This is a genomic window from Amycolatopsis sp. NPDC051106 (assembly GCF_040682775.1).
Lineage (GTDB): Bacteria > Actinomycetota > Actinomycetes > Mycobacteriales > Pseudonocardiaceae > Amycolatopsis.
The window spans coordinates 13,927-37,655 of sequence record NZ_JBFBBQ010000072.1 but is presented as its reverse complement, the minus strand read 5'-3'; the positions used below and the strand labels follow the sequence as shown (position 1 = coordinate 37,655).

The following is a 23,729-nucleotide window of genomic DNA, read 5'->3' as shown; positions in this document are numbered from 1 at the left end:
TAACCCCACGCTGAAGTTCTCCACCAGCCTGCAGCTCAAGTGACCCGCCTCCATTCGGGAGGTCTCCCACTTGTCACCGGATCAACGATGAGCGTCGGGGGTCGGCGTCAAACTCGGTGGCGTCGCCAGCAGCTCATGCCGAGACTGGGATGCCCGAATGGCCTCGCGGTGAAATGATGAACGCGTGACAAACGAAGCTGGGACCGGCGGTGGCGATGAGTTGCCTGCGTTCCGACCGGCACGAGAGCCACGCCCAATCTTGGCTGGTACCGCCGCCCATCGCTTCCCTGAGCTACGCAATCCGCGCGAGTATCTCGACCGACTGCGCGTTCATCATCTCGACTTAGTGCGCCGCGTAATTGAGGTCGACGACGGCAAGATCTACTTGCCCGACCTCCTGATTATGTCGATGATGCAGCGAAGCTACGGCCTGGTGGAAGCGGTCGTTGACTGCGTTGACGGGTATAACCTGGCAGCAGCGGCTCCCCTACTCCGGATGCAACTCGACACCCTCGTGCGCGCTTGCTACGTCGCGCATGTGCCGTTGGCAGATGACGTGGTCACAGCAATGCTGGAGGGAACCGAGTTCCGCAAGATGAAGGACTCGGACGGGAAGCCGCTGACCGACGCGCGACTGGTCGAGCTTGCGATTCCGCATCACCCGTGGCTTCCACCGGTCTATAAAGAAACGTCGGGCTGGGTGCACTTGTCGGTCAATCATCTCCGCACCGCGTGGCAGATTACCGGTGATCAGATGAGCGTTGGCGTTCCACTCCGGCCCGACGTAATCCCCGGAAGGCTCTGGTTGGAGTTGCTGGCGGCGATGACCAAGGCAACCGAGCAACTCTTTGGCTACGTCGAGATGTGGGAAAGCCGGAAGGGCCTACCTCCGGGGCAGGCACGAGGATGGCCGGATGCGGAGCCCGGACCGAGCGCCGGATAGCAAACCTCCGAAATTTGCCACTTGACCTGCAGCTTCCATGAACACGCTGGCCTTCGGGTCTCACCGCTTCCTTGCTACCTCGGACCTGACGTGGTGAAGCGCGAAGTCGATCCCAGCGTCTTCGACACACCACTCAGCCTCAGCCGCGCTCAGCCTATCGGGCCCCTGGATCAGCACGACTGCGAGCTGCTCGATGTCGCGACAGCGACCGGGTCGGCCGACGAGCTCCGGATAACCGCGGATGTCCCAGTGGTGGTGCTCGGGTTCAGCCATCACCGCAGCCAGAGCGTCGACGACGTCGCTCCAGTCAGGTCCGAGCCACCACCGCTCGAATTCCGCCGCCTTGGCCTTCAAATAGAGAGCGGCCCGGAGGCTGTGCCGGTCGGTGACCTCGGCGAAGTGATTGAGGTTGGCAGCGACATGGTCTTCGAGCTCCGGATACAGCTCGGCCGCCACCTCCCGCACGGTGTATCCGCACGGGAGCACCCGGCTGGTAAGCGCCACGAACAACGGGCTCAGCATCGAGTCCGCCAACAAGTCGCCATCGTCGAAGTCGTCCAAGAAGTCGCACTCGTCCAGCGGCAACAGGCCGGCGGCTCGGGTCCCAGAATCTGAAATTCTCATCGTTCCCGCCGAGGGAACGTCAACCTCGAAGGAATCCCGGAAGAAGTCTCGAAGAAACTCGCGGACCAGCCGCGTGGTAGCGGCGTTCGAGCGCATCATCTCGCCGTCGGTCAAGGGTGACGCCGGGTCCGCGTGGGCGTCCTCCCACGGGCTGTTACGCCACGAATGCTTGACGATGCCCACGGCCGCGGAGTCCAGGAGTTCGGCCAGGTTGCCAACTGGGGGCGGCTCCTCCAGCGCCCACTCGACGAGTTCTTCCATCGTCGGCCGATTGAACCTCTCCTGCCCGACGGCGGAAGCGGTCTCCTCCATACGAATCTCCCTTCCCGAACCGCGGCTCGAGCAGGGTACCTTTGGCGGATGCGTCAGCCCACCTCACTCGATCTGCCGTCACCCGGCTGAGATTTCTGCATAAGGAGTAGCTCAAGTAGCGAAGCTGGCTATCGCGAACGAGCCTGCTTCGCGAGGGCATGCCGCGCCATCACGCGCACACCAGACATCCGCATCTGAGCGAACTGCTCGCTTACACCATAGGCTTCGGCGACCTGGGCGTTGGTCATGTTGTCGAACGCCGCACGCTTCGCGGCGTCGTCGGGGATCAGCAGCTGTCCCGAGAGGTACTTGGCTTCCTTCTCCTTCGCGGGATCGAAGTGCCGGCAACCGTCTTCGCCCAACAGCAGCTCGGCGAACTCGTGCTCGAGCAGATGGTGCGCCAGCTCGTGAGCCAGGCTGGCACGTCGACGCGCCTCGGAGTGCGCTGTGTTCTCGATGATGATGCGGCTGCTTCCGACGGGGATGATGGCGGCCGACCAGATCTTCGAGCGCGCGGACGTGTAGTGCCGGATCGCGGCGTTGGCGCGGGCACAGTCGCCGAGCTCGTCGATCGGGTACACCCGGATACCGTGCTCCTCGGCGAGCAAGTACGGGTCCAGGGGCGCGAGCCGGGACAGCCCGAGCCCCGCTCGCTCTTCCGCGGCGACCTTCCGCATCTCTGCCTGCGTCCACCGCGTCCCCATGGCTCAGTCCGCCTGCGCCTGCCGGTCGGCGTTGAAGCGGCGCACCGCCGAGCCGATCAGCTGCTCCAGGTGCTCGACGTCCTGCGGCTGCAGAGGACCGTTGGCGTTCAATCTTGACCACGTCGTGCTCGCAGAGCTCGACATGCCCAGCGTTGCCGCGGTAGACGCGCAGCTCAACGAGCTGCTGCAGCCGGGCGGTGAGAAAGTCGAGCCCGCCGCCGAGTACGAAGCGCGGGACGCCAGCGGCACCATCAGAGTCGCCGTCGACGCCCAACGCAAGGTGACCGACGTCGGCATCCAACGCAGCTGGGTATCCCGGATACCGGCCCCGCAACTCGCCGGCGTGCTGTTCCAGACCTACGTCACCGCCATTCAGCGCGCCATGGTCGTCGAACTCGCCAACACGAGAGACCCAGCGGCAGCGGACAGGCCGGCGGAATTGCCCGTCCTCGATGAATCCCTGCCGTATGACGAATGGATCGCGGCGATCCGCGCACGGATGAACGACATCGACGACCGGCTCGACCACATCCATCGTCTCGACGCGAGCCGGACGACGCCTCCGCCCAGCGACATCAGGAGCCCGCGAGGGTTCTTCGTCCTGCACCTGCGAGGCGGAAGCCCCGCCGGCCTGGACGGATCGGTTAACACGCTGGCGAACGCCGGCTCGGACCGGCTGCGACTGGATTTCCTCGAGGTGTTCGCGGCAGCCGGCCTCGCCGCATCCGACGCCGAGACGACGCCGCGCTCGACCCGGCCGCCGGCCCATGACGACGACGAGGAACCCTTCGAGTTCCGTTACGACGACTAGAGAGAATGACGATGGTCGGATACAAGGTCATCACCTCGGCGGTGCGCGTCGAGGGAACGAAATGGCGTGGCTTCGCCGACACCGTGAGCAAAGTGAAGCCCGTCGTGCAGAACGCGACACTGGGCCCGATGGCGTTCTTCGTCGGCGATCCCCTCACTTTGGCCACCGAAGCGTTCAACGCGCAGCTGCTGAGCGACACCTACGAATCCCTGCGCTCGTACGTGGAAACGGCGATCACGGGAGCCGTCGTCGAGTTCGACCAGGTCGACGACGCGCTGCAGAAGACCGCCGCGATGTACGACCTGGCCGAGCAAGTCACCGAAATCGACCTGAAAAAGATCTACGGAACGGCGCCTCAGTAGACATGACCACACCCATGGGCCCCGAGGCCTACACCGGTCCCCTTGACGGCATGTTCACCACCATCGAGGGTGAGATCCACAAGGTCATCGACAAGTTCAATGCCGCGGTCCACCACGTCAACGACTGGAAGTACGTCCTCGGTCCGGCGCTGATCTGGATCTCCGACGCGCTCAAGAAAGTCCGTGACGGTCTGGACAAGCTGGTGAAGCTGGTGCAGTACGCCGTTGAACACCACATGCCGGTCGTGTCGCTGATCGTGCAGAGCTTCAACTGGCAGGACCACGTGCAGAAGGACTTCTCCACCATGGTGGGCTCGGTGGAGGCCCCCGCCGACCCCAATCTGGCCTACTGGGAGGGCGCGGCCGCCACCGAGTACCGCAACCGGGCCAAGGCCCAGCGGGACGCGGTGGAGGCGATCGGCGGCCAAGGCGGGAAGGCCGACGCGATCAGCAGCTGGCTGATGAATATCGCCAAGCTCAACGTCGAGTTCATGACCGGCCTGGTGAAGATCGTCGCCGACTTCCTCGGGGCGCTGGTGACCGCCTCGCTCGAAACTGCCTCCGTCGTCGGGATTCCTTTTGCGGCCAAGGACCTGGCCGGCGCGATCGGCGGGCTGGTCACCAACGGGATCAACCGGCTGGCCGAGATCGCCACTCGGCTGATGGGTACCTTGGCCAGCGTCCGCGACGCCAGGGGCTGATGAACGACCCCCGGCTGCCCGGTGGCCAGTGGCCGCAAGCGGTCAACCTGTGACCCGGGAGACACAACTGTGAACGCACCGGTCCCCCCGGGCTTCCCGCAGTACTACGGAGGGCCACCGCCGCCGAAGCGAAGGCTCGCCACTGGCTGGATCATCGCGATCGTGGCCATCGGCGTGGTCGTGGTGATCGGCGTCGCCGTCGGAGTCTTCGCCGTGCTGAACCGCGGCGGCAGTAGTTACGACGAGAGTGACGGCAAGTACGGGTCGTCGCCGCTGGCCAGCTGCGACGACGTCGCCGCCCGGGTCGGGAACCTGCCGCCGAAGAGCTCGGACACGCCGCTGCAAGGCAGCAAGGGCTGGCTGTGCACTTTCACCGACCCGGCCAACGCCGTGACGGTCCACCTGGACGTGGAGGTGAACACCGTGGCGCGGCAGCGCACAGGATTCGATATCGACACCTCATCAGGCGGCTACGTGCCGGACCCGGCCACGCACCTCGGCGAGCGCGCGGCGTGGGGACCGGCTCCCAACGGAAAGATGTGCGACCTGGTCGTCCTGGACAGCAACGCGACGTTCAAGGTCGGAATCAACGACGCAAACGCCGCCTCGGACGACACGCAGAGCTGCAAGGACAAGGTCAAGGCCATCGCGCAGGCCCTCTACGACTCGATGCAGCCCCGGTGAAACCGTCCCGGACGTCGGTTCACACGGCCGGCTGATCCAGTCCCTGCGCGTTCATCGACCGACATCGTCGCCACCGCTCTGAGCGCACGGCGGTCCAACTCGACGCATCGCGATGCGCGCCCGGAACGACGAGGCCACCGGCCCGCGCGGCACGTTGATCCCGACCTCACCCGCCGCATCCGAGACCACCGTTTTCGGCCGGGTGCCGTTGCGCACGTTCGTCGACTCACGATCCGGGTCGGCCTGGTTCTTCTCATGGCCGAGATGCTCGGTCATTTCCTCGTTCAGTGCCGTTTCCAGCACGTTCTTGGTGAACAGCTTCAGCAACCCGTCCGGTCCGGTCAGCGCCAGCCCGCGGGCCTTCGCCTCGGCCACCATCGCCGCCGCTGCGGCCTGCTCCGGCGACAGCTCCCGCGCCGGCTTCGACTCACTCTTGCGTGGACTCACAAGCTCCGATGTCATCACTCACAGTGCCCATCCCGCCGGACCTCAGCCCGGCGTGTCGGGCCGGAAACACCGATCTTGGAACAGTCCCTATCGGAGGCCAGTGGCGGCGGCATTGCCTCCTGTCGGTTGGTGATCTCGGTACGTGCCGCCGCCCTGGCCGGATCTCGGGGAGGGCACCAACCTGCGCGAGCTCGTTGTGCGGAGGGCCGGACCTCAGTTCTGTAAGTCAGCCGGAATGCAGGGACGTCCATGAGTCGGACCCGGTGGGCGCGAAGTCTTCGTAGGCCTGAAGTTCCCACTCGAGGTTGTCTGCCACGGCTCGCCACCGCGCCAGCGGGCTGTCGAGAAGCTCTTCGGTAAGGCTGTGACCGACGAACGTGGTAGCGCTGGTCAGGGCGGGCGCCACCTCGCTGCGGTTGCGCATGCGTGAGGCGACGTCAGCGAAGGAGTACGCGCCGTTCTCCCCGGCGACGTGGGTGAAACCGTTGCGGACCTTCGTGTACTCGGGCCACTCCTTCGCCCACTGGAGGAGCACGGTGGAGCTGACGTAGCGGCGCATCCCGGCGATGAGCTCGTTCACGCTCGCTTCCAGGTTGGATCTGCCGCCCCTTTGTGGGCGTAGGCCGTCCGCGAGCCCGCACGCCCGCCACAGCACGGCGCTGCCAAGCATCTCGGGCCACTCGTCCAGCTCCGGCAGCCCGACTACGTGCTGCACGAGCCCCTCGTAGGCCAGTTGCACACTGCGGTCAGCGAGCGGTTCGCAGAACACAACGGGCAGCGAGCGGTCGTAGTCGCCAACCACCTGCCCGAGGCTCCAGGCGACGAGCGCGACTCGGCTGTGGTCCCGGACGAGCTCCGGCGGGTCGCCGGCGGTCCGGTCGCGCACGGCCTGTTGCACGGCCTGGTTGATCTCGTTGCTCGGGCCGTAGCCGCGCAGTCCGGCAGTGATCCAGGCGGCAAGGGCTGCGTGGTCGGCGTCGAGCGGCTGGTACCGCTCCTGCGGGTCCGGCAGGGTGAGCCGGTACGCCCAGAGCGCCTCGTACCGCTGGATGGTCAAGCTGAGCCAGTCGAGATCGCGGTCGATGTCGGCTAGCCGGTCAGCCATCTGTGTGGCGCAGCTGCTCTGGAGCTCCTGGTACAGCTCAGCAAACACCACGGGCGCCAGCCGTGCGGTCAGTTCCACAGCAGCTGCTCCAACTGCTCGCTCAGTGGGGCGTGGGGAGACGGCTGCTGCGCATGGGCATCCCCGGAGGCGGACAGCGCGTCGTGCGGCACGGGCAGCTGCGCCAGGGTGCTACGGCTCAGCCTGGGAATGACGCCGCCGGTGATGAGGGTGCCGCGGAGCGTTTGAGCGGGCTCGCTGCGCAGATAGGCGGCCAGCGCTTCGCCATGGCTGCGGTCGTGCGGCTTGACCAGCAGCACGCCCGTCCCGGCGATGGCTGATTGCGTGACCAGGGCTGCCCGTCCGCGCACCCCGACCTCGACAACGGCGACGTCACCGGGCTCCGCGACTACACCGGTCCCCGGCTCGGCCCAGCGCTGCACCTTGTTCCCATCGACCGACCGACCGTTGAGGACGGGCAGGGCGCCTGGCCGCGGCTGCTCGAAGACGCCAGGCGGGTTGCGGCCAGCGATGATAGTGGCGAGTTCCTTCAGTGGAACGCCGTCGTTGAAGACCTCGGGTGTGGGTGTGACGAGGTAGCGGTGCCACTGGCCGTCAACTGGCAGCGTGGTGACGCGCCACCAGCTGCGCCCTTCGGAGCTCACGGCGACGCTGGTCCGCGCGTGCAGCGCTGAGAGCTGGGCGTAGCACGGGTCGGCGGGCGGGAGCGGTACCGGAACGGGCGTGTTGAGCAGCGCGGTCAGCGGGAGTCGCCCGGTAGTGCCGACCGTCAGGGTTCGGCGCAGCGCGCGTCCACGAGCAGAGCTCAGCGCGGCCCACAGCCAGAGGCCGGTGGTCGGCTGCTCGGGGCGCAGCGCGACGAAGTTGACGAAGGTCAGGGCGCGGTGCTGCTCGCCGATGAGCACGCAGGGGCCGTCGCCGAGCTGCGGCACCAGGACGTCACCGAGGTGGGCGGCGGCGTCCGTATTCCCGACGCGCAGGACGAGTCGATGGGCGCCACGGCCACGGCGGGTGCGGACGTCACCAGTGACGGTGTCAACGCTCCCCGGACCGACGACAGGTTCGTCCTCCTTCGCCTCGTTGCGCGGCGTGCGCACCTGCACGAGCGCACCCAGCGGAACGAGCGGTTGCTGACCCCACAGCTCGTCGGGCGTCGGCGCGAGCAACACGGTGACGTCCCAGGTTGCTCGCTCCCGCAGATCGAGAACAGCAGTGACGGGACTACTCACCTCGGCCGCCCGCGCCGCCAAGCATGTGCGGTGCGTCGAGATGCTTCAGGCACTCGGTGAGCACGGAGCCGCCGGGGGCGAGCTCCTCCGCCCAGTTCGCCTCGAGGTTCGCGACGAACGTCTCGCCGGGCTGAGCACGGTCAACGACCAGGATCGTCGACGGGATGCTCGTGCCGGCGTACGCCCCGGCTGGCAGCCCGATGAGCGCAGCGACGCGCCACTTCGCCGCCAGGTACGCGCGGTACCGCGCCGCGTCTCCGCTGCGGAACGTCCACCCACGGCTGATGTGCAGGACAGCGCGGCCGCCTGGCGTGAGGCGGCTCAGGGCGACGTCGATCGCGGCCAGCTCACCGTCCTTCGTCGTCGCACCGCTGGACAGACGGAACGGGTCGGGGAGTCGCAGGCCCAACGGCGGCTGCGTGAGGACTGCGTCGACCGGATCGCCATCCTGTAGGCGGAAGCTGTCGCCGACCCGGAACTGCAGCGGCACTGGGCAGAGCGCACCCACCGCCGAAGCGAGCTCAACCACGTTGGAGTTGATGTCCGTGCCGGACAGCTGCACCACGGTGCCAGCTTCCCCTGCTCGGTCGGCGACCGCCCACAGGAAGGCGCCGAGGCCAGCGAACGGATCCTCGACGCGCGGAGGGACGACGTCGCCGAGGAGCTGAGCCACTGGCCGAGCGAGCGCTGGCTGGCTGAGCAGCGGCTCGAGATGCCTGTCGCGAGCCAGGTACTTGCGGACGACGTCGCGCACGGCGAGCCACCGCGTTGCCGGGTCCATCGGCACGGTCTGGTCAGCAGGCACAGTGGCCGGGCTGGCGAAGCGAATCAGCAAATCACGAACCGCGCCCAGGGCGGCATTTGGTCCGGCCTCGTTGCGGTGCCGGTTGCTCTCGGCCCACAGGTACTGCTGCAGCAGAAGCTCGACGGTGGAGATGTCACGCAGTTCGCCGCCGGGCCGGTCCGCCTCGGCAGGGCCGTCGACCTGCTGCAGGCGGCGCAGGCCGCCATCAGCCTCGAGCCAGCCGTCGGGGGTGACGAGGTAGTGCAGTCGGGTTCCGAGGATGTCGCGGGCCAAGGCGAGCTGGTCGAGGACGAGTTGCGGGTCGTGAACCCTTCGTTGCTTGACCTCGACGACGACAGCGGGCTGCAGAGCGCCGGTGCTGTCTGCGGCGAACGCGACGACGTCGAGGCGATGCTCCTTGCGGGTGGTGGGCAAGCGCATGTCGGCGAGGACGAGCGGGTAGCCAGCCGCCCGGAGGTCCTCCCGGACCCGGGCCAGCAGCTCTCTCTCGCTGTTCACAAGCAGTACTCCCCGTTCATCTTGAGCAAAGCTGCGAATCGTGACACAAACGAACATTAACCGCAACTCTCCGTTGCAGGTCGCGTGCTCGACAGAACGCCTTCCACCAGGAGTTTCGCGTCCAGGTCGGCCGTCAGTCAGCCCGTTGGGTGTGCTGCTCGGCGGCGGTCGCTTCCTCGACGATCTCCGCGATGTGGATCGTGTCGTCGTCCGGGGCGAGGTCGGCGTCCTTCGTGGTCACGGTGACATCGACCGTCTCCAGGTCGTGCTTCTCGCGCAGGAACCGCTCCCGGTAAAGATGTTCGGCGTCCTCGGTCAGGTTGTGCAGCAACCTCGCGTTGAGCCCGGCGCCGATCGCGATACCGAGGACCGGCACGGCCTGCCCGAGCTTCTGCCTCGTCAGCCGCACGGCGAACCGCTCGTAGAACGCCCTGACGATCCGCGTGACGCCGTTCCGGTTCAACTGCTCCCACGTCGCCCGGCGGGCGAGGTCGTTCACGAGCTTGTTCAACTGGACGTACGCGACGCTCTTGCTCGTCTGCTGCGCCATCCCGAAGCTGAGGACGCCGAGCGCGAAAACCCTCTCCTGCGGCAACTCGGTGTCGTAGCCGTAATACGCGGCGGTGTGGGCGACCGCCCTCGTCATCGCACCCAGCACCAGCACCGCGTCGGCAGCGATCGCCGCGGCAACCGTGCCCGCACCGGGCGCCGCACCAGCGCCCGCACCGAAGACACCGCCGGCTGTCGTGAGCAGTTCACCGCCGGAAACCGCCAGGCCCGCGCCCGCACCCTCGACCGCGCTGAAGGCCGTGTACCGCAGCCCCAGACGAGGCTTGGCCTTGTCGATATCGCCCAGATCGAGCTTGTGAATGTCGCTCAACTCGCTGACCGCATGCCCACGCTTGACATAAGCTGCGACGACCGCCCTGCGTCGCAGCGTCGCCTCGCTGGTCTTGTTCACCAACCTCAGCAGTCCTTCGACCGAGTTGCCGACGATCGCGGTCAGCTGTTCCGCACCGGGCACCTGCTCCAGCCGTCCCTTGACGGTCTGGCCACCCTTGACCACGCGATCACGAACGCGCTGCGGCACCAGACGGCGCTCGTTAACTGCCAACCGCTCGTCACGCCAACGCTCAATATCCTGCCACGCCGCGCGCTCATACGGGCTCATCTGCTCGATGCCCACGGCCACCCCTCGGTGCGAAGACTGCTCCGCCGGCTTCGGCGAACTCATGGGGCATGGTAAGCGATTTCGTCGCCGCGCCGCAGAGCTGAGCAGGTCTCGCCTCGACGGACGTAACAGAAAGATCCACCGTGCCGACTCCTTCCTCCACCGGGCACGAGGAGGCGCCATGGCCATCGAGCTGACGAACTTCGAGGAGGCCTTCGCCTGGCTCTCCGAGGTCAAGGCAGCGAAGCCGACACCGCGGCTGCTGCTGGGCAACGGCTTCAGCATCGCCTACGCGCCGAGTCGCTTCTCCTACACCGCACTGCGAAATCAGGCAGAGGATGAAGGGCTCCTGGGGCCGCTGGCCCTGCACCTGTTCCACAAGCTGAACACCCAGGACTTCGAGATCGTCATCAAGACCCTCGAAGACGCGGCCACGGGCCTGGAGGCCCTCGACTCGCAGAAATACGCCTCGGACATCCACGAAATCCGCACCGAGGCCGGCAGCGTCAAGGAAGCCCTCGCACACATCCTCGCCGCACTCCACCCGGAGCGTCCGAACGACATCGACGAAGAGGCCTACCTGCAGGTCAGGACCTTCCTCGACAGGTTCCAGGCGATCTACACCGCGAACTACGACCTGCTCCTCTACTGGACGCTGATGCAGGACTTCACCGACCGCGGCCTGCCACCCCGGCGACACGACGACGGGTTCCGCGACCCCGGCTACCCCGCCGACCACGTCGTCTGGGACCACCTCAAGCCTCACCATGGAAATGTGCACTACCTCCATGGCGCACTCCACCTGTACCGCGGCGACCAAGGCATCAAGAAGCTGACCTGGCGACGCACCGACATCGCGCTGATCGACCAAATCCGCGACCAGCTGAACGCCGGGGCGTTCCCGCTCTACGTGGCCGAAGGAACCAGCACTGAGAAGCTCGAACGAATCGAGTCCAGCAACTTCCTGGGCCACGCCCTCCGCTCACTGGCCAACACCGGCGGCGGGCTCCTTGCCTACGGCCTGTCGTTCAGCAAGAACGACAAGCACATCATCGACGCAGTCGCCCGATCATCGATCAGCCGGCTGGCTGTCTCCCTCTTCGGAGACAGCGCATCACCGGCGAACCAGGCGACGATCCAAGCCGTGCGCGACCTACAGGCGGCTCGTGAGGCCGCCACCACATCCAAGCCGCTGGAGATCAAGTTCTTCACCGCAGGATCGGTTCGGCTCTGGAGCTGAGCAGTCAGCCGCCGTTGCGGCAATGGGCAAAATCCTCTCACCAATTTCACTGGGGCACAGCTGGGGCAAACCCCCTTCCTGAACCACGCACAGCCGCATCGAAGCGCACTCAACTGCCCCGAACTGCCCCAGTCGACCTGCGGATTCACCAAAACCGCAGGTCAGGAGGCCTTGCGCACCTCACTGGCAGTGAGGGGGTCAGGGAGCGGTATGGGTCCCGCCGTTCAGGGTGAACCCGTGAGTTCCGCGAGTCGGGCGGTCAGGTCGTCGGCCTTGCCGTGCCGGTGCTGACGGCGGTACAGCCGCACCGCGTAGGTCCAGGCTTCGATCGCCGGCGAGGGGCGACCCAACCGCAGGTAGCATTCGCCGAGTCGTTCGCGGGTCGCGGGTTCGGCGTAGGCGTTGTCCAGTTCGGACAGCATGGCGGCAGCATTTTCGTAGTGCGTCACGGCTTCGGAGAAGTCGCCTGTCGCCACGGCGAGCTGCCCCAGGCTGTCCAGGGTGGCCGCCTCCGTGTCCCGGTCGGCGATCTCCCGGCTGAGCAGCAGTGCCTCCTCACAGCATCTCCGGGCCCGGCAGAAGTCGCGGTTTCCCGTTGCATAGCAACCGATCGCATTGAGAACCTGCGCGATCCCGGCAGCATCGCCCAGTGCCCGGTATAGCTCGAGTGCTTGCTCAGCCGCAGCTTCCGCTTCCGGGAAGGCTCCCCGCTCGCCGGAGTGCCAGGCTATGAACTGCAGAGTCTGCGCCTGGGCGAGCCGGTCGCCGCACTGCTCGGCGAAGGCCAGCGCCGCGTCGAGGTGCTCGCGAGCCCGTTCGTGCCGGCCGGCTCGGGTGTAGGCGCCCGCGAGCAGCCGGTTGGCCAGTGAGCGTTGCCCCAGGTCGCCGATGTGCGTCGTGGCTTGCTGTCCCCGCAGCCAGCTGGTGAGGTGCTCGTCGGTGAGACCGCGGCGGTGATGGAAGGTGTGCATGGTCCAGGCCAACTGCCAGGTCTCCTCGTGCCACCCAGCCTCGGCAGCCGCGCGCTGGGTGTCGAGTAGGCACCGGTGCTCGGCGTCGAACCACGCGATCGCGGCACCGCGATTGGCAAACCGCGGCGGCGCAGCGGTGTGCGGCACGAGCGGTATGCGCCCCCGCTGGGGGTGAAGCACGTGATCCGCGGCGTCGGCGACGTGCAGGGAGTACCGGGTCAGCTGGCGCAGCGCCAGGCGGACGTCGGCTGCGGGCAGCGCATCGGTGCAGCGCTCGGCGAGGTATGCCCGCACCAGGGCGTGCATGCGGTATCGGTCGGGTGACTGTTCCAGCAGGGAAGCGTGGGTGAGGGACCGCAGTTCCCCGTCGACTCGGTTCGTGGGGATGCTCAGCAGGGCACCAGCCGCGCTGCGGCCGATGTCCGGTCCGGGCGCGAGCGCGAGGAGCCCGGCGAGCCGCTGTTGCCGTGCATCCAGGACGTCCCAGGAGCGCGACATCACGACGCGGAAACCGGAATCGGGACTGGCGGAGTCGAGCGTGGCCAGCCGGTGCTCCTCGAGCTCTCCGGCGATCCGCGCGAGGGTGATCCGGGGCTGCAGCTGCACGAGCCCGGCCACGAGGCACAGCGCGAGTGGCAGCCCATCGCACACCGCCAGCAGCCGGTCGACGGCACCCGGGTCACCATCGGCTCGCGGCCCCACCGAGCGGACGAGCAGGTTCCGCGCTGCGCCCTCCGGCAACGGGTCCAACGGTAGGTGGACCGCACCGAGGCCGGCCAGCGCACCGGCCAACTGGTTTCGGCTGGTGACGAGCACACAGCAGCGCGCGCCCGCAGGCAGCAGCGAACGCACCTGGCCGGTGTTCGCGGCGTTGTCGAGCACGATTAGCAGTCTCTTGTCGTCCACCAGACCGCGGAAGAGGTCCGACCGAGCCTCGGTGCCGGCGGGGATCTCCTCGGCCGCCACCCCCAGTGCTTCGAGGAACCGGCGCAGCACGATGCCGGCCGTGGCCGGCTCGTTCTCGCCGTCAAACCCGCGCAGGTCCGCGTACAGCGAGCCGTCCGCGAACTCCTCCTGGTGCCGCTTGCCCCAGCACAGCGCAAGGCTGGTCTTGCCCATCCCGCCGGGTCCGGCGATCGCGACCACCAACGGCCCGGCGGCTTCCCGTCGTTGCCGCAGGTAGCGCGTCAGCTGTTCCAGTTCGGCTTCCCTACCGACGAAGTTCGCGGTGACCGGCGGCAGCGTTCGCGGCGGCGCGGATCGGCGTGTTGCCGGCGACGTCGATCCGGCGTGCATGAGGGCTGGGTCTTGTCTGCTGATCCGGACGTGCAGGTCCTTCAGCTCCGGGGTGACCGGCGCGCCGTACTGTTCCTCCAGGTTCTCCCGAAATGCCTGGTAGACGTTCACCGCCTCGGTTGTCTCCCCACTGCGGTAGAGCGCGATCATGAGCTGCCGGCAGAAGTACTCGCGCGTCGGCTCGCGTTCGGCCCATTGCCGGACCAGCGGAAGGATTTTCTGGTGCCGGCCCAGATCAAGCTCGGCCTCGATGTAGCGCTGGAGTGCCTGTAGGTGCTGTTCGACCAGCCGCGCCCGCGTCGTAGCGAGTCCCGGCGCGGCAATGCCCGCGAACGGCTCGCCGCGCCACAGCGCGAGCGCTTCCGTGAGTCGCTCGGACCGGCCGTGGGCCGTTGTCTCCTCGTCGGCCTGCTGCAGAAGAGCATCGAACCGGTGAAGATCGGTGGCTTCGGGCGGAACGTCGAGGCGGTAGGCGCTGCGGCCCACCGTGACGATCAGCGTCTTGCCGGTGTCGCCCAGAGCAGTACGCAGGGACTTGATCGCCTGGTGCACGACGTTTTTCGGCTTGCCGGGCTGCTTACTGTCGTCCTGTTCCCACAGGTCATCGACGAGGGCACTCGATTGCACCGGTCGGCCTCGTGCGATCAGCAGTAGCGCGAGCACGGCCTGCGGGTGCCCGGGCGGGATCGAGACCGGTCCCTCTGGGGTCCACGCCTCGAAGTCGCCCAGCAGGGCAAAGCGCGCTTCCATCGCCCCTCCCCGGTCTCGATGGCGCTACACCTCTTCTCCATAGTGGCGAGAAGTGACTGGCTCGTCACCCTTTGTTACAAGATTCGCGGGAGTGTCACTCAGCGGTACATCAGTGTGGATTCACCGGAGACTCAGCGGCGCCGCTCAAGGTGGACCTCAGCCGGGCTCCCACCGCCCGGCCGGCGCCCCGGCGATCCGCCGGTGCACCTCGTCCGAAACGGGAGTGACCATGAAGATCGCGACCTACCTCGCGTCCGCCGCGGCGGCCGGAACGGTGCTCGCCACCGTTCTTGCCCCGGCGGCGAACGCCGTGCCGGCCCCCGCGGCCACGCACTCGGCGAGCATGCTGGCCCGTCCGGGTACCGGCGACCCGGTGCACGCCGGTCTGCCCAACCTGGGTACGGCGGTGCCCCGGCTCTCCCTGCAGGAGCAGGCCGAATGGCATCGGCTGACCGCCACGCCCGAGGACCGCGCCCAGGTGATCGCCGAGATGCAGGCGGCGTTCCAAGGCCTGGCCACGGTCGGCGCGGCCAAGCCCACCGGGAACGCGCACACCGACCTGGCGACGGGTATCACCGGCGATCACTTCTGGATCACCGCCTCGTACGCCGACGTGGTCAACGGCGCGATCGCGGTCGGCGTCCGGGCATGCCAGACGAGGCTCCCGGGCTGGCTCTGCAGCACGGCGGGCACGCTGCTGACCAACTGGGCCTCCGGCTGGGGCTCGGCCAGCAACCACGGCGTGTGGGCGGCGATCTACTGGGCACCGCCGCACGTCGAAGGCGGCCGCTGGTAGAGCCGGATACCCGAGAACGCCCCACGGTGCATCGTCACCGTGGGGCGTTTCCCATATCCAGATGCGCGCAGCTCGGACAAGATCCGCGCCCATCCCCGGCAACCCACCCGCCGAGTTCGGCTCGAGTCCACCTACCGGGTCGACAACCCACCTGGCGACCAGGGCAGCGACGAAGCGCGGCCTGGTCAACTCCGCCATACTCCGGGCCGTCGGCGCTCTGTACCGTCAAGCGCCGCAGAGCCTCGGTCGCGCAGTCGTACAAACATCCAGGTGAAGCGTGTAACCGACCGGCAGTGGATAGCGAGTTCTTTGGTACAGCGCGCCGGACGAGCCGGTGACCGATGCACGGGGAGACGCGATGGTCGTCGTCGGAACATGGAACCTGGAGAACCTGTTCCGCCCCGGCGGCGACGGGCCGCCCGATCAGGCGGCCTACGACGCCAAGCTGGAAGCCTTGCGCAGCACCATCACCGTCGCCGATCCCGACGTGCTGGCCGTACAGGAAGTCGGCGACCCCGCCGCGCTCGACGAGCTGGCGGCCCACCTTCCCGGGAAGTGGACGGCCACCGTCTCCCAGTACCCTGACACACGCGGGATCCGGGTCGGCTTCCTCTCACGACTCCCGCTCACGGTGCTCGCCGACAGCATGACGCTGCCGCCGGAACTAGCGCCGGTCCAGGTCGCCGATCCCCCAGCCAAACCCAGCAGCCAACTCGGCCGCGGCGCCTTGGTAGCGAGCGTGGAACTCGAGTCCGGCGACGCACTCACACTCATCACGTGCCATCTGAAATCCAAACTCCTCTCCTACCCCGGCGGCCGGTTCATTCCGCACGGCGAGGACGAACGCGCCCGGTACGGCGCCTACGCCCTCTACCGCCGGACCGCCGAAGCAACCGCCATCCGAGCCCTGGCCACCACCTACCTGAAACCCAGCACGACCGAGCGGATCATCGTGCTCGGCGACCTCAACGACGAAGCCACCGCCGCCACAACACAGATCCTCGCCGGACCTCCCGGCTCCGAAGTCGGCACCACCGGCTTCGACCGTCCCGACGCCGGCGACCGCTGGCGCCTCTGGAACCTCGCCCAGCTCATCCCCGAAGACGAGCGCTACTCCCGCATCAATGACGGCCGCCGCGAACTCATCGACCACATCGTCGTCAGCCACGCACTGGTCGACCCACTTCCCACGGTGCACGTCGTTCACGGCCAAGGCCTCCCGTCGGTCACGGACAAGCCGTCCACGCACGTCAGCAAGTCCGGCTCCGACCACGCACCGGTAATCGTCTCGTTCCCGCTTTAAGACCGCACGAGCGCGAATCCCGGAAAGGAGCGCGCCGCCTACGTGCGGAGCCTGAGGTCGCCGGCGCAACATGTGCGGCAATGCCTGCGCTGCAAGCAAATGCAGAGTCCCAGCTGAGCAAGTAGGCACAACGTCCTTCGCCTCGACGCGGACCCGTTCACCAGGCGTCCGTCTGTCCGCGCGAGGGCCGGGCAATCTCGACGGTTCCGATCCCGCCCTGGTTGAGTCGACGATTCCATGTCGTATCGACGCAAATCTGACGACATTCGAAAGGACTGGACAAAAGCAGGTCAACTCCGTTCGCATGCGATGTGCATATTGCAGCTAGCACACCTGTGGCTTACCGTGACTAGGTCGCTACGGGGAGGGACAACATGGGGTTTCAGGCTGTTCCGGAGGCACTGCGCGCTGCTCGAAGAGCCGCCGCCGACGCGGTCGCCGAGTTGCGCGGCATCGACTGCGGCGAGCCGGTCTGCACGCTGACGACGGCGATGCCCGGCGGGACGACCGCCGCGACGGCGCCGTCGTCCGGCGGAGCGTGGACGACGGCGTTCATCAGCTGGTGCACCGACGCGGAGATCCACGCCGACGGCCTGGCCACCGCCGCCGATCGCTACCAGCGCACCGACCATGCCGGCGGCGACGAACTTGAGGCCGCCGGAGCTCTGCACGGGCCACGCTGATGGTCTCGCTCTCCGACGTGAAACGGTGGAACACCGCACAGCTGGAAGAAATCCACACCACAATCCGTCGCCAGCTCGACGTGCTGATCCACTCCGGGGACGACTTCGGCAAGACCGTCCCGGTCGACGGCTGGTCCGGGCCCGCTGCGGATACCGCGACCTCCGCGCACCGGGCGTTGATGGCCCGCATCGACAAGCTCGCCGCCGGGGCCAGCATCGTCGGCAAGGCCATCGCCCAAGCCTCCGACGCCATCACCGGCGTGCAACGCGCGGTCACCAACGCCGAGGAATACGCCCGCAAGTACGGCTACCACATTACCGACACCGGCGCGGTCACCGACACCTTCCCCGACGGCCAGCCACCGCCGGAGTTCGACCCTGGCGACCGAGCCCGAGCCCATCAGCAAGTCGTCGACGACATCACCCAGGCACTCCGCACTGCCGACGACATCGACAGCGACCTGGCCTCGTGCTCAAGCGCGCCGAAGCCGGCGAGTTCGGTACTGGCGATGAAACGACGGTGGCCGCTGCGGCGGCGGCTGGTGCCATCGACCCGGGTCTCACCCTGCCCGAACCACCAGCGAACGCCACTCCATCTCAAACTGCAGCGTGGTGGGCCAGCCTCTCCCCCGCTGGCCGAGCGATCCTCCTGCATGACCGGCCCGCTGCGCTCGGCGTCATGGACGGCCTGCCCGCCGAGGTCCGCGACAAGGCCAACCGGGCGGTCTTCACCCAGCAGTACACCGACCTGCAGCGCCAGCGCGACGAACTGCGGCAGCGGATGGACGCGCTGAACCAGTCTGACCCGACCGAGCAGACCGAGTACTTCGACCTTGAACGCGACGCAGCCGCTCTGGACAAGAAGCTCGAGGGCTTGGGCGCGATCAACGAGCGGCTCACCCAGCCACTGCCCGGCCAGCCACCGGCGTTTCTGCTGGGCATCGACACTGCTAACGCCGGCCACGCCATCATCGCCATCGGCAACCCCGACCACGCCCAGAACGTCGCCACCTACGTCCCCGGCACCGGAACCGGACTGAAAGGCTTCGCCACCGACATCCAGCGGGCCGACGTGATGAACCAGACCGCGAGCATCATCAACCCTGTCCCAACCTCGGTCATCACCTGGGCCGGCTACGACGCACCGCAAAGCGTCCTGCCCGACGCGGCCAGCACCAGCTTCGCCGACCACGCCGAACCCGGACTACGCCGCTTCCAGGACGGGCTCGGCGCCAGCCACGACCCGATCCCGGTCAACTCCACCGTGATCGGCCACAGCTACGGCACCACCGTCGTCGGTCAGACCGCCCGCGACCTCGGCTTCCCCGTCGACAACCTCGTCATGGTCGCCAGCCCTGGCGTCGGCGTTCAACACGCCACCGACCTGCACCTCGACGGCGTCTCGGCCGACCAGATGAACCACCACGTCTACGCCACCAAGTCGGCGATGGACCCCGTTCCAGCGCTGACGAACTTCTACCAGCCGGACATGGACAGAATCGACCCCCTCGGACCGGATCCGACAACGAACTGGTTCGGCGGGCATCCGTTCGACTCCGACTTCGCCACCGGCCACACCGAGTACTGGGATCCCCACTCGAAGTCGCTGCGAGGGATGGCGAAAGTCATAGCAGGTGCATCAGCACCGTGACCACCGCGACGCGAGGACGCAGAGAGGCTCCGAACAGGCTTCGGTGGCTCCTGGTCCTCGTAGTCCTGCTGGCCACCACTGCCGGATGCGGAGACAACCACCCCATGGACCCCACCATCTCGCTCACCGAAGCCCAAACAGCAGCCGCGAACCAGATCCGCGAAGCCGCCGCCGGCACATTCCCACCCGGCTTCACCCTGGAAGAGCTGCCACCCCAACCGCTCAACTGCACCGACTCCTCCGGCAACCCCACCGGACAGGTCCTGCTCGGCGTCACCTTCTGGGTCAACGGGCTCCCCACCCCCCAGAACAACAACGCCTACTTCGACGCCCTCAAAGCCTGGTGGGCCAGCCACGGATGGGCGCTCAGCACCGACAGCAGACCAGCCGACATGTTCATCAACGCCACCCGCGACGGCTACCTCATGAGCCTGAGCGCCAACATCAACCAGCGCCTCGCCATCGGCAACAGCACCCCCTGCGTCTGGCGCAACGGCATACCCAGCTCATCACCCTGATGACAGAGGACTACATCTTGCCGCGGATTTGCCAGGCGCTCGCGCTGACCACCACTTGCGGTCACCGTCACCGGAACCACGGCGGTCATTGACCGGCGCGCCCGACGCCGTCGCGGTCGCCACCTCCCCAAGCACCTGCCGTATCTCCGTGGCCTCCGCGGCTACGACTTGGGATAACCACTTACTGATCGCCGACGCTCGAGCCTCGCGCGATGCCTGGAGGTTGACCTGGAACTCGCCCCCACGATCACGCACCGAGCGCAGCTACGCCCCGCAGATGTCGTACTTCTCGCCACCTAAGTTGTGCTGAATGGCGTAGGCGTCGCAGAGGTACGGGTTCCCCGGCCCATCCGGGTCGTCGGCCGAGCCGCCGGAAGCGACGAGGGTGTGCTCGTCGTTGCGCTTGAGCGTGAAGCGCTGGCCGACCTGGAAGTCCGAGCCCGCGTAGGCGTAGTTCCTGACCGTGTTGCCGCCGCTGTCGGTGTACCAGACCTTCGTGTAGGTGCCGGTCAACTGCTCGGCGCCGGTCGAGGTGAACTTGACCGTCGCGTTGCCGCTGCACATCCGGCTCACGCTGGAAGTCGCGGAGTCGCACGGGCCGGCATTCCACTGGATGCTGCCTGTGCCGTCCTTCTTGATGTCCATGGTGAGCCCGTGCACCGCCCAGTGCCCGACGAACGGGATCGCCGGTTGGGGCTGATAGGTCACGGTCACCGTCTCCCGGTCACGGCCCTGCAGCAGATCGCTCAGCGTTTCGAACTGGCTGTGGAAGAACTCCGCCGCCGGACCGGCCACCAGCACCGCACCGAGGAGCACGCCCTTCCAGCCGAACACCTCTCCGAGGGTGGCCGGGTCGAAGCAGCCGGCGAGGATGGCACCGGCGTCCGGTGAGCTCCGGTTCAGCGCGCCGGCGCACTCCTTCACGTGAAGGAACTTCCCGGCGACTTCGGCGATCCGGTCGAACTGCTCGATCTTGATCGCACCGTTGCTGATGGTGCCCGCGCCCGCCCCGAATCTGGTCAGAATGTTTATCAGCGTCGTCACGCCGAATTCGAGCTGGTACAACGACTCGGCGAACCCGTCGTACTCCGTCGTGAAGCTGACGCTTTGACCTTTCGCGAGTTGGTAGCTCAGCGCCGCCTGGTCGAAGGGCATCAGGACTGTGCGTTTGTCGCTGAACGACTGCTGGGCCAGCCACTCGACGCCGAACCGGTCCTTCGGCCGCTGCGCCACGGTGATCCCCGCGTGGTTCACCAGGATCGGATACCGACGCTTGTCGACGATCCGCGCCGTCGGTTTACCACCCTCGATCCCGAGACACCAGTACAGCGGGTCGCTGCCCTTCGAACCGATCGAGTAGCCCTGGTTTCGGGCTTCCCGCTCGCCCGGGCACTGCGGTTTCTCGGCATCGGCGAACGCGTCACCGGTCAACGAATCGAAGCTCTTCTTCAGCTCGGCCTTGGCCGCATCCACCAGGTTGCCGAAGCTCCGGAACAGAGGATCCCACCACGACAGGTGGTTCGTCGTGACGAAGGCGAACCCACCTTCCACTTTGGACGGCGGGACGAGCTCCCAGCCGTCGGCCGCGCCCGTCCGGTTGACTGCGATGACCACATCGGCCGCGTCGACCGGCCGGTTCAGCGCGAACCGCAGCGTGACCGGCTGGGAAAGATCCCCGTCAGGGGTGACGTGCACGACCCCGCCCAGCGATTCGGTTTCCACGAAGGACGCCTTCGCGACGTGGTCGTCGGGGACCGCTTTCAGCGTTTCCGGTGCGCCGTTGGCGACACTCACCCCGCTGCCGAGGTCACGGAACGCCTCGCCCGCGGTCGCGTTAGAACCGCCCGGCAGCGACCCGCCGCTGAGCAGCCAGACCGTCACTCCCCCGGCCACCAGCGCTACGACCAGCACCAACACCACCACGAGGTGACGACGACGCGCGGTCTCCGGTGGTGCCACCACAGGTCCTCCTCCACCTTCCCGTGTCCTGAGCGCACTAGGGATGTCAGTCCGATCTCCCCCACTGTCTCCTCGGCGTCCTCGGGCGTTACGACGCCGCGAGGATCCGGGTGACGTCGTAACGCAACGGTGTCCCTCGCCGACTCGGCACACAACACACACCAGGTCGGCACGGAAGGTTTCCCATGTGGCGTCCGGCGAAGCGAACCGTGCTCCTCACCGTGAGCGCACTCGTCGTGATCGCCGTGGGCGCGTGGTTCGGGATCCGCGCGCTCACCGGTGAGCGCTCAGCCACGGCAGCGGCTGACCCGGCCACGCAAGCACCGGCGTTCACCTCGACGGACGGATCGTCCTCGATCGACGTCCCGGCGGGGGCGATGACCCCGGGAACGAGCGTCGACTTCATTCCGGCTCCGGCCGAGACACCGGGACTGAACGCCACCCTGCGCGGAGCCACCGCCGCGGGCATCCCGGTGGACCTACAGGTCACGAACGGATCCCTCGCCCCGGGCCGCTCCACTGTGACCCTCACCTACAACCCGGCCCTGATCCCAGCCGGCCTCACCGCCGACCAGGTCGGCCTCGCCGTCTTCGACCGCCAGCTCGACAGCTGGGTTCCGATCCTCAGCGCGAAAGCCGACCCGATCCGACACACCGTCAGCGGCGTCGCCCCGCACTTCTCCCTCTTCAGCGCGGTCGTCCTCAACCCGGCGAAGGCCCTGGTCAACGTGGCCGGCAAGGCCATCCACACGGTCATCGACAGCACCGTCACCTTCGCGAAATGGGCCGCTCAGCTACTCACGGAACTCACTCGCACACTCGTGAAAGACCTCTTCGGCATCGCACCCGACCTCGCCTGCAAACCGGCCGCCACCGACGTCACCGTCACCACGAAAAGCCTGCTCAACCGGCTGACCGCCTGCGCCCAAACCGGAACCGACCGCGACACGACAGTGCAACTGCGCAACGGCTACGCATTCCCGCTGCGCCTGGACACACTGCCCGCCGGCCTCACCCTCCGGCTCGGCGACGTCTGGAACAACGGCGACGACCTCGTCAACCTCGTCCGCAACGCCTACTGGGCACTGCAGAACCGCGCCGTGCTCGGTGGTGCCGCCCTCGGAACGGTGACCGCCACCACCGAGCTCAAGAAGACGGCGACCACGACGATGGACATCGACAGCGACGCGGTCGGCTTCGACATGGCACTGGCGTTCCTCATGGTCATCGCCCCCGAACAAGCCACCCTCAAACCCGCGATCAAGTCGGCGGCCGAGGCAGCGATCAAGGGAACCGTCACCAAAGGCGAGGCCGGGAAACCCTCGGCATGGGTCGGCCAGGCGTTCAGCCTGATCGACTGCGTCGTCAAACAGGCCCACACCACCCCACCGACCGAGCTGTTCACCGCGACCGGCGTCCGGGCGACCGCGGACGTCGTCCATGCCTGCCTCAGCGACCTGCTCAAACAGCTCAACCTGCACGGCGCCCTGGTCGAGCTCCTCGGCACCGTCAAGGTCATCCCCGAGACCGCGGAAAGCATCCTCTACCCGCTGGCCGGCACCCTCGCCGAGCAGGTCGGCGGGATCAAGCAGCAGAAACCCCAAGCAGCTATTCAGCGCCGCAGCGGCGGCACGGTCCGCTTCGACGGGATCGGCGACCTGAGCCTCGCCACCACGGCAGCGGACCTGCATGCCCGCGGCTACACCGACCACGGCAACCTCTACGAGACCACCAACCCCGCGTGCGTCAGCTACCAGAAGCCCGGCCAGCCGCTGACGTACAGCGTCGACCCGAACGGACGCGTGCTCGCCATCCGAGCCGGCGCTTCCGGAACGAAGCTCTCCACCGAGATCGGCAGCATCCACGCAGGGTCCACGCTCGCTCAGCTGCGCACCGCATTCCGCGGCCACCAGATCCACGAATACCTCGACCTCGACTTCGGGCAAGGCACCAACGGCGTCGTCGTCGACGGCCCACGTGGCGCCATCGCCTTCAGCCTCGACGAGGCCACCCCCGCCGAATATGCGTCCGGGCAAGCCACCATCACCTACATCGACGGGGTCGGCGTCCCCGGTCACGCGCCAACCGCCATGGAGATCGGCTGCTAAGCGGCGCCGACATCGGCGGGCCGGCAGTCTCGCTGGATCG

General features: G+C 67.4%; 21 protein-coding genes and 1 pseudogene. 13 read left to right on the top strand and 9 right to left on the bottom strand.

Annotated features, from left to right (window positions below):
- Window positions 1-184: 184 nt before the first annotated feature.
- Window positions 185-943, top strand: coding sequence for a hypothetical protein (locus tag AB0M83_RS36805; RefSeq protein WP_364524404.1), 759 nt, complete (start codon window positions 185-187; stop codon window positions 941-943).
- 60 nt (window positions 944-1,003) lie between these two features.
- Here AB0M83_RS36805 and AB0M83_RS36800 read toward each other — a convergent pair whose 3' ends face one another.
- Window positions 1,004-1,879 (bottom strand): hypothetical protein, encoded by an 876-nt coding sequence (locus tag AB0M83_RS36800; protein WP_364524402.1) that lies wholly within the window; start codon window positions 1,877-1,879, stop codon window positions 1,004-1,006.
- A 128-nt stretch (window positions 1,880-2,007) separates the two neighbouring features.
- Window positions 2,008-2,556: an ImmA/IrrE family metallo-endopeptidase gene (locus AB0M83_RS36795; RefSeq protein ID WP_364524400.1), complete on the bottom strand. Its 549-nt coding sequence runs from the start codon at window positions 2,554-2,556 to the stop codon at window positions 2,008-2,010.
- Window positions 2,557-2,683: 127 nt separating this feature from the next.
- Between AB0M83_RS36795 and AB0M83_RS36790 the strand changes: the two genes are divergently transcribed.
- The 4 genes from AB0M83_RS36790 to AB0M83_RS36775 all read left to right on the top strand — a co-directional run bounded on the left by AB0M83_RS36790 (window position 2,684) and on the right by AB0M83_RS36775 (window position 5,141).
- On the top strand, window positions 2,684-3,394 hold the full coding sequence (locus tag AB0M83_RS36790) for a hypothetical protein (protein WP_364524398.1): 711 nt from the start codon (window positions 2,684-2,686) through the stop codon (window positions 3,392-3,394).
- A gap of 5 nt (window positions 3,395-3,399) precedes the next feature.
- On the top strand, window positions 3,400-3,756 hold the full coding sequence (locus AB0M83_RS36785) for a hypothetical protein (protein WP_364524396.1): 357 nt from the start codon (window positions 3,400-3,402) through the stop codon (window positions 3,754-3,756).
- 50 nt (window positions 3,757-3,806) lie between these two features.
- Entirely contained in the window at window positions 3,807-4,457 is a 651-nt protein-coding gene (locus AB0M83_RS36780; RefSeq protein WP_364524394.1) for a hypothetical protein, read from the top strand.
- A 69-nt stretch (window positions 4,458-4,526) separates the two neighbouring features.
- Window positions 4,527-5,141: a hypothetical protein gene (locus AB0M83_RS36775; RefSeq protein ID WP_364524392.1), complete on the top strand. Its 615-nt coding sequence runs from the start codon at window positions 4,527-4,529 to the stop codon at window positions 5,139-5,141.
- Between the two features lie 144 nt (window positions 5,142-5,285).
- Here AB0M83_RS36775 and AB0M83_RS36770 read toward each other — a convergent pair.
- The 5 genes and pseudogenes from AB0M83_RS36770 to AB0M83_RS36750 all read right to left on the bottom strand — a co-directional run.
- A pseudogene (locus tag AB0M83_RS36770) lies at window positions 5,286-5,519 on the bottom strand (transposase); the annotation flags it as partial.
- A gap of 295 nt (window positions 5,520-5,814) precedes the next feature.
- Entirely contained in the window at window positions 5,815-6,771 is a 957-nt protein-coding gene (locus tag AB0M83_RS36765) for a hypothetical protein (protein ID WP_364524390.1), read from the bottom strand.
- A complete protein-coding gene (locus AB0M83_RS36760) occupies window positions 6,762-7,940 on the bottom strand; it encodes a restriction endonuclease subunit S (RefSeq protein ID WP_364524388.1) in 1,179 nt (392 codons plus the stop codon). Before AB0M83_RS36760 ends, AB0M83_RS36765 begins: the two co-directional genes overlap by 10 nt.
- The gene (locus tag AB0M83_RS36755; protein ID WP_364524386.1) at window positions 7,933-9,243 is read right to left on the bottom strand and encodes an N-6 DNA methylase; all 1,311 of its coding nucleotides are present in this window, start codon (window positions 9,241-9,243) and stop codon (window positions 7,933-7,935) included. The genes AB0M83_RS36760 and AB0M83_RS36755 overlap by 8 nt, the downstream gene beginning before the upstream one ends.
- A 133-nt stretch (window positions 9,244-9,376) precedes the next feature.
- Window positions 9,377-10,429, bottom strand: coding sequence for an EcsC family protein (locus AB0M83_RS36750; protein ID WP_364524384.1), 1,053 nt, complete (start codon window positions 10,427-10,429; stop codon window positions 9,377-9,379).
- A gap of 166 nt (window positions 10,430-10,595) precedes the next feature.
- On the opposite strand from AB0M83_RS36750, the gene AB0M83_RS36745 reads away from it, so the two are divergent.
- On the top strand, window positions 10,596-11,654 hold the full coding sequence (locus AB0M83_RS36745) for a DUF4917 family protein (protein WP_364524382.1): 1,059 nt from the start codon (window positions 10,596-10,598) through the stop codon (window positions 11,652-11,654).
- 224 nt (window positions 11,655-11,878) lie between these two features.
- Here AB0M83_RS36745 and AB0M83_RS36740 read toward each other — a convergent pair whose 3' ends face one another.
- The gene (locus tag AB0M83_RS36740; protein WP_364524380.1) at window positions 11,879-14,671 is read right to left on the bottom strand and encodes a BTAD domain-containing putative transcriptional regulator; all 2,793 of its coding nucleotides are present in this window, start codon (window positions 14,669-14,671) and stop codon (window positions 11,879-11,881) included.
- Window positions 14,672-14,900: 229 nt separating this feature from the next.
- On the opposite strand from AB0M83_RS36740, the gene AB0M83_RS36735 reads away from it, so the two are divergent.
- The 6 genes from AB0M83_RS36735 to AB0M83_RS36710 all read left to right on the top strand — a co-directional run bounded on the left by AB0M83_RS36735 (window position 14,901) and on the right by AB0M83_RS36710 (window position 19,622).
- Window positions 14,901-15,467: a hypothetical protein gene (locus AB0M83_RS36735; protein WP_364524379.1), complete on the top strand. Its 567-nt coding sequence runs from the start codon at window positions 14,901-14,903 to the stop codon at window positions 15,465-15,467.
- Between the two features lie 358 nt (window positions 15,468-15,825).
- Window positions 15,826-16,770: an endonuclease/exonuclease/phosphatase family protein gene (locus tag AB0M83_RS36730; RefSeq protein ID WP_364524377.1), complete on the top strand. Its 945-nt coding sequence runs from the start codon at window positions 15,826-15,828 to the stop codon at window positions 16,768-16,770.
- 374 nt (window positions 16,771-17,144) lie between these two features.
- Complete coding sequence (locus AB0M83_RS36725; protein ID WP_364524375.1) at window positions 17,145-17,453, top strand: hypothetical protein; 309 nt, start codon at window positions 17,145-17,147, stop codon at window positions 17,451-17,453.
- The gene (locus tag AB0M83_RS36720; RefSeq protein ID WP_364524373.1) at window positions 17,453-18,247 is read left to right on the top strand and encodes a hypothetical protein; all 795 of its coding nucleotides are present in this window, start codon (window positions 17,453-17,455) and stop codon (window positions 18,245-18,247) included. Before AB0M83_RS36725 ends, AB0M83_RS36720 begins: the two co-directional genes overlap by 1 nt.
- Window positions 18,133-19,104 (top strand): alpha/beta hydrolase, encoded by a 972-nt coding sequence (locus AB0M83_RS36715; protein WP_364524371.1) that lies wholly within the window; start codon window positions 18,133-18,135, stop codon window positions 19,102-19,104. Before AB0M83_RS36720 ends, AB0M83_RS36715 begins: the two co-directional genes overlap by 115 nt.
- Window positions 19,105-19,208: 104 nt before the next feature.
- Window positions 19,209-19,622 (top strand): hypothetical protein, encoded by a 414-nt coding sequence (locus AB0M83_RS36710; RefSeq protein ID WP_364524369.1) that lies wholly within the window; start codon window positions 19,209-19,211, stop codon window positions 19,620-19,622.
- 264 nt (window positions 19,623-19,886) lie between these two features.
- Here AB0M83_RS36710 and AB0M83_RS36705 read toward each other — a convergent pair whose 3' ends face one another.
- On the bottom strand, window positions 19,887-21,581 hold the full coding sequence (locus AB0M83_RS36705; protein WP_364524367.1) for a hypothetical protein: 1,695 nt from the start codon (window positions 21,579-21,581) through the stop codon (window positions 19,887-19,889).
- A 221-nt stretch (window positions 21,582-21,802) separates the two neighbouring features.
- On the opposite strand from AB0M83_RS36705, the gene AB0M83_RS36700 reads away from it, so the two are divergent.
- Complete coding sequence (locus AB0M83_RS36700) at window positions 21,803-23,689, top strand: hypothetical protein (RefSeq protein WP_364524365.1); 1,887 nt, start codon at window positions 21,803-21,805, stop codon at window positions 23,687-23,689.
- The last annotated feature ends 40 nt before the right edge of the window (window positions 23,690-23,729 follow it).

Coding starts and splice junctions, on each gene's coding strand:
- AB0M83_RS36800 (WP_364524402.1), bottom strand. CDS start 1,879: ATGGAGGAGACCGCTTCCGCCGTCGGGCAGGAGAGGTTCAATCGGCCG.
- AB0M83_RS36795 (WP_364524400.1), bottom strand. CDS start 2,556: ATGCGGAAGGTCGCCGCGGAAGAGCGAGCGGGGCTCGGGCTGTCCCGG.
- AB0M83_RS36785 (WP_364524396.1), top strand. CDS start 3,400: ATGACGATGGTCGGATACAAGGTCATCACCTCGGCGGTGCGCGTCGAG.
- AB0M83_RS36780 (WP_364524394.1), top strand. CDS start 3,807: ATGTTCACCACCATCGAGGGTGAGATCCACAAGGTCATCGACAAGTTC.
- AB0M83_RS36745 (WP_364524382.1), top strand. CDS start 10,596: ATGGCCATCGAGCTGACGAACTTCGAGGAGGCCTTCGCCTGGCTCTCC.
- AB0M83_RS36740 (WP_364524380.1), bottom strand. CDS start 14,671: ATGGAAGCGCGCTTTGCCCTGCTGGGCGACTTCGAGGCGTGGACCCCA.
- AB0M83_RS36735 (WP_364524379.1), top strand. CDS start 14,901: ATGAAGATCGCGACCTACCTCGCGTCCGCCGCGGCGGCCGGAACGGTG.
- AB0M83_RS36730 (WP_364524377.1), top strand. CDS start 15,826: ATGGTCGTCGTCGGAACATGGAACCTGGAGAACCTGTTCCGCCCCGGC.
- AB0M83_RS36725 (WP_364524375.1), top strand. CDS start 17,145: ATGGGGTTTCAGGCTGTTCCGGAGGCACTGCGCGCTGCTCGAAGAGCC.
- AB0M83_RS36720 (WP_364524373.1), top strand. CDS start 17,453: ATGGTCTCGCTCTCCGACGTGAAACGGTGGAACACCGCACAGCTGGAA.
- AB0M83_RS36715 (WP_364524371.1), top strand. CDS start 18,133: ATGGACGGCCTGCCCGCCGAGGTCCGCGACAAGGCCAACCGGGCGGTC.
- AB0M83_RS36710 (WP_364524369.1), top strand. CDS start 19,209: ATGGACCCCACCATCTCGCTCACCGAAGCCCAAACAGCAGCCGCGAAC.